The organism is Comamonas sp. GW821-FHT11H03 (assembly GCF_058807955.1).
Genome location: NZ_JBXARF010000002.1, coordinates 512,500 through 525,998, shown reverse-complemented (window position 1 = coordinate 525,998; position 13,499 = coordinate 512,500). Strand labels below are relative to the sequence as shown.

Annotated in this window: 9 protein-coding genes and 2 tRNA genes; 7 read left to right on the top strand and 4 right to left on the bottom strand. The window is 63.6% G+C overall.

Annotated elements, in window-relative coordinates:
* Positions 1 to 31: 31 nt before the first annotated feature.
* Positions 32 to 862: a BPSS1780 family membrane protein gene (locus AC1RTQ_RS06875; protein ID WP_492874810.1), complete on the top strand. Its 831-nt coding sequence runs from the start codon at positions 32 to 34 to the stop codon at positions 860 to 862.
* A 235-nt stretch (positions 863 to 1,097) separates the two neighbouring features.
* Positions 1,098 to 3,089 carry a PhoX family protein gene (locus tag AC1RTQ_RS06870; protein ID WP_492874809.1) on the top strand — a complete coding sequence of 664 codons (1,992 nt, stop codon included), beginning with the start codon at positions 1,098 to 1,100 and terminating at the stop codon, positions 3,087 to 3,089.
* A gap of 82 nt (positions 3,090 to 3,171) precedes the next feature.
* On the opposite strand, the gene AC1RTQ_RS06865 is transcribed toward AC1RTQ_RS06870, so the two are convergent.
* The 4 genes from AC1RTQ_RS06865 to AC1RTQ_RS06850 form a co-directional block, all read right to left on the bottom strand.
* Positions 3,172 to 5,649, bottom strand: a complete 2,478-nt coding sequence (locus AC1RTQ_RS06865; protein WP_492874808.1) for a UvrD-helicase domain-containing protein — start codon at positions 5,647 to 5,649, stop codon at positions 3,172 to 3,174.
* 176 nt (positions 5,650 to 5,825) lie between these two features.
* The gene (locus AC1RTQ_RS06860; RefSeq protein ID WP_492874807.1) at positions 5,826 to 7,397 is read right to left on the bottom strand and encodes a DHA2 family efflux MFS transporter permease subunit; all 1,572 of its coding nucleotides are present in this window, start codon (positions 7,395 to 7,397) and stop codon (positions 5,826 to 5,828) included.
* Between the two features lie 7 nt (positions 7,398 to 7,404).
* A complete protein-coding gene (locus tag AC1RTQ_RS06855) occupies positions 7,405 to 8,577 on the bottom strand; it encodes an HlyD family secretion protein (protein WP_492874806.1) in 1,173 nt (390 codons plus the stop codon).
* Positions 8,578 to 8,701: 124 nt separating this feature from the next.
* The gene (locus AC1RTQ_RS06850) at positions 8,702 to 10,198 is read right to left on the bottom strand and encodes an efflux transporter outer membrane subunit (RefSeq protein ID WP_492874805.1); all 1,497 of its coding nucleotides are present in this window, start codon (positions 10,196 to 10,198) and stop codon (positions 8,702 to 8,704) included.
* 106 nt (positions 10,199 to 10,304) lie between these two features.
* On the opposite strand from AC1RTQ_RS06850, the gene AC1RTQ_RS06845 reads away from it, so the two are divergent.
* The 5 genes from AC1RTQ_RS06845 (at position 10,305) to AC1RTQ_RS06825 (ending at position 13,488) form a co-directional block, all read left to right on the top strand.
* Positions 10,305 to 10,952 (top strand): TetR/AcrR family transcriptional regulator, encoded by a 648-nt coding sequence (locus tag AC1RTQ_RS06845; RefSeq protein WP_492874804.1) that lies wholly within the window; start codon positions 10,305 to 10,307, stop codon positions 10,950 to 10,952.
* A gap of 200 nt (positions 10,953 to 11,152) precedes the next feature.
* The gene (locus AC1RTQ_RS06840) at positions 11,153 to 12,130 is read left to right on the top strand and encodes a GMP reductase (protein WP_003058185.1); all 978 of its coding nucleotides are present in this window, start codon (positions 11,153 to 11,155) and stop codon (positions 12,128 to 12,130) included.
* Positions 12,131 to 12,329: 199 nt separating this feature from the next.
* Positions 12,330 to 13,208, top strand: coding sequence for an NAD(P)-dependent oxidoreductase (locus AC1RTQ_RS06835; RefSeq protein WP_492874803.1), 879 nt, complete (start codon positions 12,330 to 12,332; stop codon positions 13,206 to 13,208).
* A gap of 79 nt (positions 13,209 to 13,287) precedes the next feature.
* Positions 13,288 to 13,363, top strand: a tRNA-Lys gene (locus AC1RTQ_RS06830).
* A gap of 49 nt (positions 13,364 to 13,412) precedes the next feature.
* A tRNA-Lys gene (locus tag AC1RTQ_RS06825) sits at positions 13,413 to 13,488 on the top strand.
* The last annotated feature ends 11 nt before the right edge of the window (positions 13,489 to 13,499 follow it).

The window sequence follows — 13,499 nt, the reverse complement described above, 5'->3', positions numbered from 1 at the left end:
ACGCTCTCGCAAAAGTATTTCAGCCTCTTCCATGAAACTTCAAATCGTTCCACCCGGCACCGGTCTGCAATGGGTGCTGCAGGGCCTGCGCACCTTCAAAAGCCAGCCCCTGGCCCTGGCAGCCCTTTTCTTTCTGGGCATGGCCAGCATGTCTCTGATCTCGGCCCTGCCGCTGATCGGCCCCGTCATTGCACTGGCACTGCTGCCCTGCATCTCGCTGACCATGATGGTCGCGGCATCCGAAGCCGCCCACGGCCGCAAGCCCACACCGGCGCTGCTGCTGGTGGCTTTCCGCTCCGGCAGCCAGCATCTGCACTCCATGCTGATGCTGGGCGGCCTCTATGCCGCAGGCTTTTTGCTCATCATCGGAGCCTCCAGCCTTGTGGACGGCGGCACTTTTGCCAGCGTCTACCTGGGCCAGACGCCCATGACCCGCGAACTGGCCGAAGAGCCTGAGTTCCAGTCCGCCATGTGGCTGAGCATGTTTCTCTACCTGCCGCTGTCGCTGGCCTTCTGGCATGCTCCGGCGCTCATCCACTGGCATGGAATCAGCCCCGTCAAATCGCTGTTCTTCAGTTTTGTCGGCTGCATCCGCAATATCGGTGCCTATCTGGTGTTCGGTGTCTGCTGGATAGGCGTGTTCATCGTCTCCGGCATGGCCCTGGCCATCGTGACCGGCATCCTGGCCATGCTCATCGGCAGCATTGCCGGTGGCCTGATGGTGGCAACGGCACTGATGCTGGCGGCCATCTTTTTTACCTCGATTGTGTTTACCTTCCGTGACAGCTTCAGCCCGCCCGATGACGACCAGACTCTGATCGAGTCCTCGTCGGGCACAGCGCCGCCGTCATCGGATTCGTAAGCTCGAGCACTACCACCCAGCACCAGCCCCGCCCTCAGGTCGGGGCTTTTTTATGGGCTGAACACAGGCCCGCGCCAGCAGATCATTCATCCCGGCGTCATCAAGCCGCCATGGCACTGTCATATTCGTTTCCTAGGATTCGCAGGACTGACCAAGACATGCATCTCATGCCCTGGCATTCATCCAATTCAGCGCGGCCCCAGGTCTGCGCTTCACCCCACACTGCGAAACTCTCATGGCACAAAATCTGCTCAGCCGTCGTAAGGCCCTGCAACTCTTTTCCGGCGCTCCTCTGCTCCCACTGGGTTCGGTCGTGTCCGCATCCAGCCTGCTGGCCGCATGTGGTGGTGGTGACAGTGGCAACACAACGCCTCCTGTCACCAAGAACTATGTGTCCGCCAGCTTCACCAGCATGGCCGCGCCTACGCTGAGCACCCCTGACAAGATGGCGACCATGTATGCGGCCTCCCAGCTCAAGGTCGCTTTCGATGACAAGAGCGAGCAGGTCTACGACCTGGGCTACCAACCCTTCTTCGTGACTGGCGACATGGTCTCCAACGGCAAGGGCGACCAGGTGCTGGCCGGTGGTTACTACGACATCTACAACAACAAGATCATCGACAAGACGGTCGCAGGCAAAGAGCGCCACTTCTTCTCCGATTCGCCGGACGGCACCTCGCTGCTGACCGTGCCCAACACCAAGGTGGACGGCGTCAAGGGCCTGCCCGTCTTCGCCGTGGTGCAGTTCGAATACACCACCTGGGCCCAGGACGGCAAGACCGATATGTACGGCAAGCTGCCCTCGCCCATCGCCGTGCTGACGCTGGATCAGGACCAGAGCACCGGCAAGCTGAGCCTGGTGAAATACCACAACGTCGACACCTCCAAGGTCCACGGCCTGTGGATCACCTGCGGCGCGAGCCTGTCGCCCTGGGGCACCCATCTGTCGTCGGAAGAGTACGAGCCTGATGCCTTCAACGCATCCAACGCCCAGTTGCAGGCCTTCAGCCAGAACCTGTACGGCGACCCGGCCAAGGCCAACCCCTACCACTACGGCCATATGCCCGAAGTGATCGTGAACGTCGACGGCACGGCCACCATCAAGAAGCACTTCTGCATGGGCCGCATCTCGCACGAGCTGGTGCAGGTCATGCCCGACCAGCGCACCGCGCTGATGGGTGACGACGCCACCAACAGCGGCTACTTCGTCTTTGTCGCCGACAAGGAAAAAGACCTGTCCTCGGGCACGCTGTACGCCGCCAAGGTCGGCGCGGGCTTCTCCATCGACCCCGCCGCCAAGAGCGCTGCCCCCCTGACCTGGATCAAGCTGGGCTCTGCCACCAGCACCGAGATCGAGAACCTGGCCAACACGCTCAAGCCCACGGACATCATGACCGTGGTCAAGACCGACCCCAGCGACGCCAGCTACACCAAGATCGTGGTCAACGGCAAGACCGAGTGGATCAAGATCAACGCCGGCATGGACAAGGCCGCAGCCTTCCTCGAAACCCATCGCTATGCCGCCTTCAAGGGCGCCAGCCTGGGCTTCACCAAGATGGAAGGCACGACCGTCAACGCCAAGGACAAGATTGCCTACTCCGCACTGCAAAACGTGCAGTCCTCCATGGTGGCGGGCAACGCTGCCAACGTGGCTGGCAACGGCGTCTCGGTGCCCAAGCAGCTGGTGGCAGGCGTGGTGATGGCGCTGAACCTCAAGGGTGGCCAGAAGGACACCGACGGCGCAGCCATCAGCAGCGAATGGATGCCCGTGGACACCGCGCCCCTGCTGGCCGGCGAAGATCTGCTGGACACCGATGGCAAGACCCTCAAGGGCGACGCCCTGGGCAACACCGCCAACCCCAACAAGATTGCCAACCCCGACAACCTCAAGTTCTCGGAAAAAATGCGCACCCTCTTCATCGGCGAGGACAGCAGCCAGCACGTCAACAACTTCATGTGGGCCTACAACGTGGACACCAAGCAGCTGTCGCGCGTGCTGTCCGTGCCTGCCGGCGGCGAATCCACGGGCCTGCATGCCGTGGACGAAATCAACGGCTGGACCTACATCATGAGCAACTTCCAGCACGCCGGTGACTGGGGCGGCATCCACGCCAACGTCAAGGCCCAGCTGGATCCGCTGATCAACGCCAACTACAAGGGCAAATTCGGTGCAGCTGTAGGCTACCTCACCGCTTCGCCTGCTCAGATGAAGCTCAGCGCCAAGTAAGTACCGCGCCCGGGCCTCAACAAAAAAAGCCGCGCCTTGCAAAAGGCAGCGGCTTTTTTCTGCGCCAGGGACTTGGGGAAACTCAATCCACAATCGTCAGCTTGGCAATCGCCAGCGCCAGCCACTTGGTGCCATGGCGACCGAAGCTGACCTGGGCGCGCGCGTCGTCACCCGTGCCCTCCACCGCCAGCACCTTGCCCTCGCCGAACTTGTTGTGAAACACCGCGATACCGGCCTTGATGCCATGCGCAGGCTCGGCCTTTTGCTGTGGCACCGGCGGGCTGGCAAAGACTTCGGTCTGCTTGCCGCCCCAGCCCGAGCCGTATTGACCTCCAGCCCGGGATCCCCAGGCACCACCGGTGCCTGAAGAGGGCGCAAAACTGCCAAAGCCGCTTTGTCTGGGCGTGATCCACTTGAGTGCCTCTTCGGGCAGCTCGTCAAAGAAGCGGCTCTTGACGTTGTAGCGCGTCTGGCCATGCAGCATGCGCGTCTGCGAATGGCTCAGATACAGACGCTTGCGCGCACGCGTGATGGCCACATAGGCCAGGCGCCGCTCCTCCTCCAGACCGCCACGATCCATCATGGCGTTCTCGTGCGGAAACAGGCCTTCCTCGACGCCGCCAATGAACACGGCATCGAACTCCAGGCCCTTGGAGGCATGCACGGTCATCAGTTGCACCGCGTCCTGGCCGGCCTGTGCCTGGTTGTCGCCCGCTTCCAGCGCCGCATGCACCAAAAAGGCCTGCAGCGGCGACAGCGTCTCCCCGGTGTCGGCATTGACCATGGAGGCCGCCGTACCGGCCGGCGCCCTGAGCGCCTCGTCCAGCAGCGGCTGATTCGGATCCAGCCCCTGGCTGACGGGCGACTGGCCCAGTTGCGGCGCATTCTGCTGCTCGTCCAGCGGCATGGCCACGGCATCGCGGCCAAAGCCTTCCTGGGTCACAAAGCTCTCGGCAGCCGTGACCAGCTCCTGCAAGTTCTCGATGCGGTCCGCGCCTTCCTTTTCGTTGCGGTAATGCTCGATCAGCCCGCTTTGCTCTTCCACGGTCTCGATGATTTCACGCAGCGTGCGCCCCTGCGTCTGCTCGCGCAGCACATCGATCTGGGCCACAAAGCCCTGCAGCTTGGTGCCTGCTGCGCCGCCCACGGCGGTGACGGCATCGCTGAGCGAGCAACCGCTGCTGCGCGCCGCATCCTGCAACTGCTCGATGGTGCGCGCGCCGATGCCGCGTGCGGGAAAGTTCACCACGCGCATGAAGCTGGTGTCGTCGTGCGGATTCTCCAGCAAGCGCAGATAGGCCAGCGCGTGCTTGATTTCGGCGCGCTCGAAAAAGCGCAGGCCGCCGTAGACGCGATAGGGAATTTTGGAATTGAACAGTGCCGACTCGATCACCCGGCTTTGCGCATTGCTGCGGTAGAGCACGGCGATTTCCTGGCGCATGAAGCCGTCGTTTCTGACCAGCTGCTTGATCTCGTCGACCATCCACGCGGCCTCGGCCAGATCGCTGGGCGCCTCGTAGATGCGCACCGGCTCGCCCGGGCCCTGGCTGGTGCGCAGGTTCTTGCCCAGGCGGTTGCTGTTGTGGCTGATCAGCGCATTGGCGCAGTCGAGGATGTTGCTGTAGCTGCGGTAGTTCTGCTCCAGCTTGATCTGGTGCCTGACGTCGAACTCGCGGATGAAGTCCGCCATATTGCCCACGCGCGCGCCGCGAAAGGCATAGATGCTCTGGTCGTCGTCGCCCACGGCAATCACGCTGGCAGCCGACTCGTAGCGCCCGCCCACATCGTCGCCCGCCAGTTGCTTGAGCCACTGGTACTGCAGCTTGTTGGTGTCCTGGAACTCGTCCACCAGAATATGCTGAAAGCGGCGCTGGTAATGGTGGCGCAGATGGGCATCGTCACGCAGCAGCTCGTAGCTGCGCAGCATCAGCTCGCCGAAATCGACCACGCCCTCGCGCTGGCATTGCTCCTCGTAGAGCTGGTAGATCTCGACCTTTTTGCGGGTGTCCGGATCCGTGGCCACGACATCGCCGGGGCGCATGCCCTCTTCCTTGCAGCCCGCGATGAAGTACATCAGCTGCTTGGGCGGAAAGCGCTCGTCATCCACATTGAACTGCTTGCACAGGCGCTTGATGGCCGAGAGCTGATCCTGGGTGTCCAGAATCTGGAACGCCTGGGGCAGCTTGGCCGCCTGGTAATGGGCGCGCAGCAGACGGTTGCACAGGCCGTGAAACGTGCCTATCCACATGCCGCGCACGTTGTAGGGCAGCATGGCCGACAGGCGCGTGAGCATCTCCTTGGCGGCCTTGTTGGTGAAGGTCACCGCCATGATGGAGCCGGGCGTGGCCTGCCCGGTCTGCAGCAGCCAGGCGATGCGCGTGGTCAGCACGCGCGTCTTGCCCGAGCCGGCACCCGCCAGAATCAGCGCATGGCCCGCAGGCAGGGTCACCGCAGCCAGCTGCTCATCGTTGAGGCCGGTCAGCAGGGGCGAGTGAGAGGCGGGGCTGGCGCCAGAATTTGCACCGTCTGGCGCGGAGTCAAGCAGGTCGATCGGGAACATAGCCTCCCATTGTAGAAATGCTGGCGACTCCCTGCGACTTGCTGCTGCTTTCGCGGCTTGACACTCCTGAAAAAATAGCTTATTACGCTTGATTGATAATGGTTTCAGATATTTTCATACCTGAAACTCATTCATATCATGCGCAAGCAGCTATCAATTCATTCAAGCCGTCGCCCTCAATGGCCGCCCGCACCGGGCTCGACCACGCGGCTCGGCCTCGGTGCCAGCCAGATCACGCAGGCCGCCAGCACAAAGCCGCCCGCAATGATGAACATGATCTGGTTGGTGGCCAGCATCACGCTCTGGCTGGTGATGAGCTGATCGAGCGCCGACAGCGCCGCATCGGCACTCATGCCCGACTGCTGCAGCCCGTGCAGCACCTCGCCGCCGGCGTCGCTCAGGCCCACCAGTTCGGCATGCTTGCGCGTCGTTCCGTTCTCCCAGGCCGTGTTGACCATGGAGACCGCCGCTGCGCCCGACAGGGTGCGCAGAAAGTTCATCAGGCCGGCCGCGTTGTCCATCTCCTGCGGCTCCACGCTGGCCAGCGCCAGTCCGGTGGTCGGTATGAAGAAGAACGGCAGGCCCAGCCCCATGAACATCAGCGGCAGGGCGATGTCCCAATAGCCCATGTCCGTCGTGGCAAACGCCCGCAAGCAGGTGATCACCCCCATCCAGAACACGCCGCCAAAGATCAGCCGGCGCGGGTCCACCCTGGCCGCCAGCCCGGCCGCAGCCGGCGCCACGAACAGCGCAAACAGCCCCGTCCATGCCGTGACCAGACCGGCCAGCGTGGCCGTGTAGCCCATGAAGCTCTGCAGCCACAGCGGCGTGAGCACATTGACGGCAAAAAAGGCCGCAAACGCCAGACTGATGGTCAGCACGGCCATGGAAAAGCCCCGGTGCCTGAAGACGCGCAGATCCACGATCGGGTGCTCGGCATGCAGCTCCCAGATCATGAAGGCGGCAAAACCCACCACGGCCACCGCAGCCAGCGCCACGATCATGGGCGAGGCAAACCAGTCCAGATTCTTGCCCTCGTCCAGCATCAGCTGCAGCGAGCCCACCCAGACGATGAGCAGAATCAGGCCCACGGTGTCTATGGGGTTCTTGAGCAGCGGCTGCTCGTAGCGCCTGACCAGATGCCAGACCGCAAACGCGCAGACCAGGGCCACCGGGATGTTGATCAGAAAGATCCAGTGCCAGGTGTACTCGTCGCAAATCCAGCCGCCCACGATGGGGCCCAGCACGGGAGCGATCAGCGTGGTCATGGACCACAGGCCGATGGCTGCGGGCGCCATGCGCGGCGGGAAGATGCGCAGCAGCAGCGACTGGGACAGCGGCATCAGCGGGCCGCCGGCCAGACCCTGCAAGATACGCGCAAACACCAGCATGCCCAGGGAATTGGCCAGGCCGCACAGCAGCGACGCCAGACCGAACAAGCCCATGGCCGTGGCAAACACGCGCACCGCGCCAAAGCGCGCCGCCAGCCAGCCGGTCAGCGGCACGGTGATGGCCTCGGCCACCGCGTAGCTGGTGATGACCCAGGTGCCCTGGCTGGTGGTCGCGCCCAGATTGCCGGCAATGCTGGGCACGGAGACATTGGCCACCGTCATGTCCAGCACGGCCATGAAATTGGCTGCGGCCAGCACCAGGGCCGCCAGCCACAGCGTGCCCCCCGTCAGCGGCACCATGCCGGCGGCCATGGGCACGGCAGGCGCATCGGCCGCACTTGCGTTGTGATCACTCATGAGGCACTCACTGCGCGGCCGTGGTCGCAACGCCGGCTGCGCCGGCAGGACCGCTGCGGGTGTCCACCGTCACCTGCATGGACAGGCCCACACGCAGCGGGTTCTTGGCCAGCTCGCCAGCATCCAGCTGAATGCGCACCGGCAGGCGCTGCACCACCTTGATCCAGTTGCCCGTGGCGTTCTGCGCGGGAATGGCTGCAAACGCCGAACCGGAGCCGCCGCTGAAGCCCAGCACAGTGCCGCTGTACTTCACATCGCTGCCGTACAGATCGGACTGCAGCTGCACGTGCTGGCCCACACGCACCTTGCCCAGCTGGCCCTCCTTGAAGTTGGCATCCACATAGATCTGCTGCACCGGCACCACCGTCATCAGGGGCGCGCCGGCCTGCACGCGCTGCCCGATCTGCACGCTGCGCTTGGCCACCACGCCATCGATGGGAGCGCGCACCGTGCTGCGATCCAGATCGACCTGTGCCTGGTCGCGACGCGCCTGCGCCAGCTGCACCTCGGGATTGGTCTCGGCATCCGCACCCTCGATCAGCGTGGCGTTGACCTGCTTGGCGCCAATGGCGGCCTCGCGGTTGGCCCTGGCCTGGGCCTGGGCGGCCACGGCCGATGCCTGCTGCGCCTTGGCTGCGGCAAACGCGTTCTGCGCCTGCGTCAGCTCCTCGCCCGAGACCGAACCGCTCTTGGCCAGGGCCTGGCGGCGTTGCAGGTCGATGGTGGCGCGCGCCATATCGGCCTCGGCTGCCAGCAACTGGGCGGCGGCGCGTTTTTCGTCGGCCTCGCGTGCCGTGACCTGCGCTTTCAGCCCGCCATCGTTGGCCACATAGCCCTTGACGCGGCGCGTGGCGCGAGCCAGCTCGGCCTCGGCCTGGGCCAGTGCCAGCCTGGCGTCCGTGGGATCGATGCGCACCAGCACATCGCCTTGCTTGACGGCCTGGGTGTCCCTGACCAGCACCTCCAGCACCGTGCCGCCTATGGAGGGCGTGACCTGCGCCACCTCGGCCGCCGCATAGGCGTTGTCGGTGGAGACGAAGTGGGAGGCATGCAGCCACCAATAGGCGCCGGCAGCCCCGCCGGCAAGCAGCACCACACCTGCCAGCGCGGCCAGCAGCCGGTTGCGGCGCTGTTCGCGCGCAGCAGGATTCGCGTTCACGGAAGAAGCGTTTTCAGTCATACAAAACCTTGGAAATATTCATAGGACTTACGCAAACGGGATTGCAATAACGGTCTGCCTGCTGAGACAGTCGTCTTGCCTGAACCCGTTGTGCGTAGGTCGTGATTCAGTTCAGGAAAGCGGCTCAGACCTTTGGCGAGACCGCATCAGGGGCACCGGCAGACTCGCTCCAGCCACCGCCCAGTGCGCGATGCAGACCGATATCGAGCGTCAGGGCACGCGACTGCACATCGACCAGCTGGCGCACGCTGGCCAGCAACTGGTCTTCGGCCGACAGCACATCGAGATAGCGCGCCAGCCCGCCCTCATAGCGGTTGCGCGCCACGCGATGCGCCTCGGTCGCAGCCGTCACGGCCTGCTGCATGGCCGCCAGTTGCTGCTGCAGCGCTCGCTGGCTGACGGCGTTGTCCGCCACCTCCTGCAAGGCCCGGTTGAGCGTGCTGCGGTACTGGGCCACGGCCTCGTCATAGCGGGCACGCGCAGCACCCAGTTGCGAGCGCAAACGGCCGCCATTGAAGATCGGCAGGCTGACAGCCGGCCCCACACTGGCGATGCCGGAGCCGCTTCGGGTCAACATGTCCAGGCCCAGCGACTGCACGCCGACAAAGGCGCTGAGGTTCACATCGGGATAGAACTCGGCCTGCTGCGATGCCACGCGCGACTCCAGCGCCTGTGCCTGAAGGCGGGCGGCCACCACATCGGGGCGACGGCCCAGCAGATTCGCCGGCAGTTGCTCAGGCAAGGCCCATTGCTGCTGCCACGGTGATTGCAGGCGTCCGGCATCCAGCTCGATGGCAGCACCACGATCGGGCGCGGCCCCGATCAGCGCAGCAATGCTGTTGCGCTGCAAGGCGACCTGCTCCTGCATCTGTGCCAGCTCGGCCTGCGCGGCTGCCAGACGCGCCCTGGCGCTGTGCACGCTGCCCTGGTTTTCCAGCCCGTTGGCATAGCGCTGCTCAAACAGATCGGCCGTGGTGCGGCGCACCTGCACCGATTGCTCCAGCGTCTGCGCATTGGCGGCCAGGCGCAGCAGCTGCGCATAGGCCAGGGCCACATTGCTGGACAGCACGAGACGCGCCTGCGCGGCATCGGCCTCGCTCGCTGCCAACTCGCCGGCAGCGGCGGCCACGGCGGCGCGCTGCTTGCCCCACAGGTCCAGCGACCAGCTCAGGTCCAGCGTGGCGCGGCCGTAGTCATTCATGCCGCGCGGCGCGAAGGCCTCTGGCGTCAGATGGTTGTAGCTGAGCTTGTCCTCGCTGACCGAGGCGCGGGCGGAAAGCTGCGGCGCAGAGGCCGCTTCGCTCACCCCCAGCATGGCCCTGGCCTGCCGCACGCGGGCTGCGGCGGCGGCCATATCGGGAGCGCCCTCCAGGGCCTGGGCAATCAGCTGATCGAGTTGTGCATCGCCATAGCGCTGCCACCATTGCCGGGTGGGCCAGTCCATGGGCGGGGCATGGCTTGCAGCCTGCAGAGTCTCGGGCACGGGCTGCGCCAATAGTGCCTTGCCCTCCCATTCGGGAATCTGGGCGCAGGCTGCCAGAACCGCAGGCAAGCCCAGAACCCACCAGCCATGGCGCCTGGGCCGAATCCTCTGCGCCTCGACGGCTATGCATTGAGTCATGAAATACTTTAATAATGAACTGTACGGTACAGTATATGTTTCCAGCGTTCGAGATCGCAAGCGCTACACTGAAAGACATCACAACCGCCCCAGGACATTTCGCCCCATGCGCACCAAAACGGAAGAAAAGCGACAGGCCATCATTGACGTTGCAGCGGCCACCTTTGGCGAACTGGGCTTTGAGCGCACTTCCATGTCCGAGATCTGCACCCGGCTGGGCGGCTCCAAGGCCACGCTCTACAACTACTTTGCGTCCAAGGAAGCGCTGTTTCTGGAGGTGATGTTTCAGGCCTCCGAAGCCGACTTCCAGAACACCATGCTGGCGCTGCAGACCGGCAATGACGATGCGGCGCAGACACTGCGCAACTTTGGCCAGCGTTTCCTGGGTCTGCTGTATTCGCCGGAGGTGATGGCCGTGCGCCGCCTGCTGGTCTCCGAAGGCGGGCGCTCCAATATCGGCCAGCGCTGCTGGGACATGGGACCGGCGCGTGGCAATGCCGCCATCAATGCCTTTTTGCAGCAGGGCATAGAGCGCCGGCTGCTGCGCCGCGCCGACACCGAGGTCATGCGCCATCATCTGCTGGCGCTGCTGGAGGCCGAGCTGCTGCCTCGCTTCATGTTCCAGCACCTGCCCGCCCCTACGGCGCAGGAGATTGCCCTGTGCACCGAGCGCGCCGTGGATGCCTTCATGCGGGCCTATGGCACACCAGGTGACACGCAGAGCGAAAGCGCTCCTATAAGAAAATCCTTATAACCCTCATAACAATGCAGGGACATACGATTTGCGCCAGCGCCGTATAGAATCAATCACCGGGCCCAAGTTTTTTGAGGTCCGGTTTTTTTTTGTCTGCTGCATGCCGGCACTGCCAAAAACCGGGCTCCAAGCCAAGCGCCTATCCTTGAAAATTGAGGTGGGTGAGATTCCCGCCGTGACCTTTTCCGGAGCTTGGAACCATGGAAATCTTCGACTACGACAACATTCTTCTGCTTCCCCGCATCTGCCGCGTGGAAAGCCGTTCGGAATGTGACACCAGCGTCGTGCTGGGCAACCGCAGCTTCAAGCTGCCTGTGGTGCCCGCCAACATGAAGACGGTGGTGGACGAGAAGATCTGCACCTATCTGGCACAAAACGGTTTCTTCTATGTGATGCACCGTTTTGACATCGACAACGTGGCCTTCACCAAGGACATGCAGTCCAAGGGACTGTTTGCCTCCATCTCTCTGGGTGTCAAGCAGCCGGACTACGAGACGGTGGACCGTTTCGTGGCCGACGGCATCTGCCCCGAATACATCACCATCGACATTGCCCACGGCCATGCCGAGAGCGTGAAGAACATGATTGCCTACATCAAGGCCAAGATCCCTGCGGCCTTCGTGATTGCCGGCAACGTCGCCACGCCCGAGGCCGTGATCGACCTGGAAAACTGGGGTGCGGACGCCACCAAGGTCGGCGTGGGCCCCGGCAAGGTTTGCATCACCAAGCTCAAGACCGGCTTCGGCACGGGCGGCTGGCAGTTGTCGGCGCTCAAGTGGTGCGCCCGCGTGGCCACCAAGCCCATCATCGCCGACGGCGGCATCCGCAGCCACGGCGATATCGCCAAGAGCATCCGTTTCGGTGCCACCATGGTGATGATCGGCTCCCTGTTTGCGGGCCATGAAGAGTCGCCCGGCAAGACGGTGGAAGTCGACGGCCAGTTGTTCAAGGAATACTACGGCTCGGCCTCCGACTTCAACAAGGGCGAGTACAAGCATGTGGAAGGCAAGCGCATTCTGGAGCCCGTCAAGGGCCCGCTGATGAACACGCTGGTCGAGATGCAGCAGGACGTGCAGTCCTCCATCAGCTACGCAGGCGGCACCAAGCTCATGGACATCCGCAAGGTCAACTACGTCATCCTCGGCGGCGACAACGCCGGCGAGCATCTGCTGATGTAGGCCGCCAGGCGCGACTCACCAGCGCGAAGGTGAACCTCCAAAAAAAAGCATCAAGGGCAGCTCAGGCTGCCCTTGTTGTTTCTGGCGTTCCTGGTTCTGCATCCCGCGCGCACAACTGATCTGTGATCATGGCCTCCATTGCGGCCTTCGTCAGGGCTTAGCATGTCGTCATTCATCAGAACTCCAGGGAGACAACGCCATGAACACTTTGAAGATCGCAGTTCTGGGCACGGGCATGATGGGCCTGCCCATGGCTCGCCGCCTGGCCCGGGCCGGCCATGAAGTCCATGTCTGGAACCGCACCCGCGCCAAGGCCGAGCCGCTGGCTGCCGATGGCGCGAGCATCCACGACAGCGCGGCAGATGCCGTGCGCGGCGTGGACTTTGCCGTGAGCCTGCTGGAGAGCGGCGCCATCGTGGGAGAAGTGCTGTTCGAGCTGGGGGTTGCCGAAGCCCTGCCCAAGGGCTCGCTGTTCATCGACATGGCCTCCATCCAGCCACGCGAAGCGCGCGAACATGCCGGCAAGCTTGCCGCGCTGGGCGTGCGCCATCTGGATGCCCCCGTCTCGGGCGGCACGCTGGGAGCCGAAGCCGGCACGCTGGCCATCATGGCCGGCGGAGAAGTTTCGGATTTCGAACAAGCCCTGCCCATCTTTGCCGCGCTGGGCCGTGCCACCCATGTAGGCCCGCATGGCGCAGGCCAGCTGGCGAAACTGGCCAACCAGATGATCGTGGGCATCACCATCGGTGCCGTGGCCGAAGCCCTGCTGCTGGCCGAGCGCGGCGGCGCCGACCCGGCCAAGGTCCGCGAAGCCATCTCCGGCGGCTTTGCCGACAGCCGCATCCTGCAAGTGCATGGCGAACGCATGGTCAAGCACGACTTTGCGCCACGCGGGCGCATGACGGTGCAGCTCAAGGACATGCGCAATGCCATCGCCACGGCCGAGGAAGTCGGCTTTGACGCGCCCATCACCGGCCTGCTGGAGCAGCTCTATGCCGAGGGCGTGAAAAACGGCCTGGGCGACCTGGACCAGGCGGGCCTGTTCGTCGAATTGCAGCGCCGCAATGCACTGGATTAAAAAAACCTGCGGGTTTTCCTGCAAGCCCTCCAGAATTAGCGCATAATTGCGGTCTCGCTTGCAGCGCAGGCGTTGTGTGGGGCTCTTAGCTCAGCTGGTAGAGCAGCGGACTCTTAATCCGTTGGTCGAGTGTTCGAATCACTCAGGGCCCACCAAATTTCTTCAGTCTGATTCTTCAGATTGATCCTCCGGATTTACTCCGGCGGGCTCTTAGCTCAGTTGGTAGAGCAGCGGACTCTTAATCCGTTGGTCGAGTGTTCGAATCACTCAGGGCCCACCAAAAATTTATTC

Bases quoted from the DNA above. Each gene is read 5' to 3' on its own strand.
- AC1RTQ_RS06875 (WP_492874810.1), top strand. From the start codon at position 32: ATGAAACTTCAAATCGTTCCACCCGGCACCGGTCTGCAATGGGTGCTG.
- AC1RTQ_RS06870 (WP_492874809.1), top strand. From the start codon at position 1,098: ATGGCACAAAATCTGCTCAGCCGTCGTAAGGCCCTGCAACTCTTTTCC.
- AC1RTQ_RS06865 (WP_492874808.1), bottom strand. From the start codon at position 5,649: ATGTTCCCGATCGACCTGCTTGACTCCGCGCCAGACGGTGCAAATTCT.
- AC1RTQ_RS06860 (WP_492874807.1), bottom strand. From the start codon at position 7,397: ATGAGTGATCACAACGCAAGTGCGGCCGATGCGCCTGCCGTGCCCATG.
- AC1RTQ_RS06855 (WP_492874806.1), bottom strand. From the start codon at position 8,577: ATGACTGAAAACGCTTCTTCCGTGAACGCGAATCCTGCTGCGCGCGAA.
- AC1RTQ_RS06850 (WP_492874805.1), bottom strand. From the start codon at position 10,198: ATGACTCAATGCATAGCCGTCGAGGCGCAGAGGATTCGGCCCAGGCGC.
- AC1RTQ_RS06845 (WP_492874804.1), top strand. From the start codon at position 10,305: ATGCGCACCAAAACGGAAGAAAAGCGACAGGCCATCATTGACGTTGCA.
- AC1RTQ_RS06840 (WP_003058185.1), top strand. From the start codon at position 11,153: ATGGAAATCTTCGACTACGACAACATTCTTCTGCTTCCCCGCATCTGC.
- AC1RTQ_RS06835 (WP_492874803.1), top strand. From the start codon at position 12,330: ATGAACACTTTGAAGATCGCAGTTCTGGGCACGGGCATGATGGGCCTG.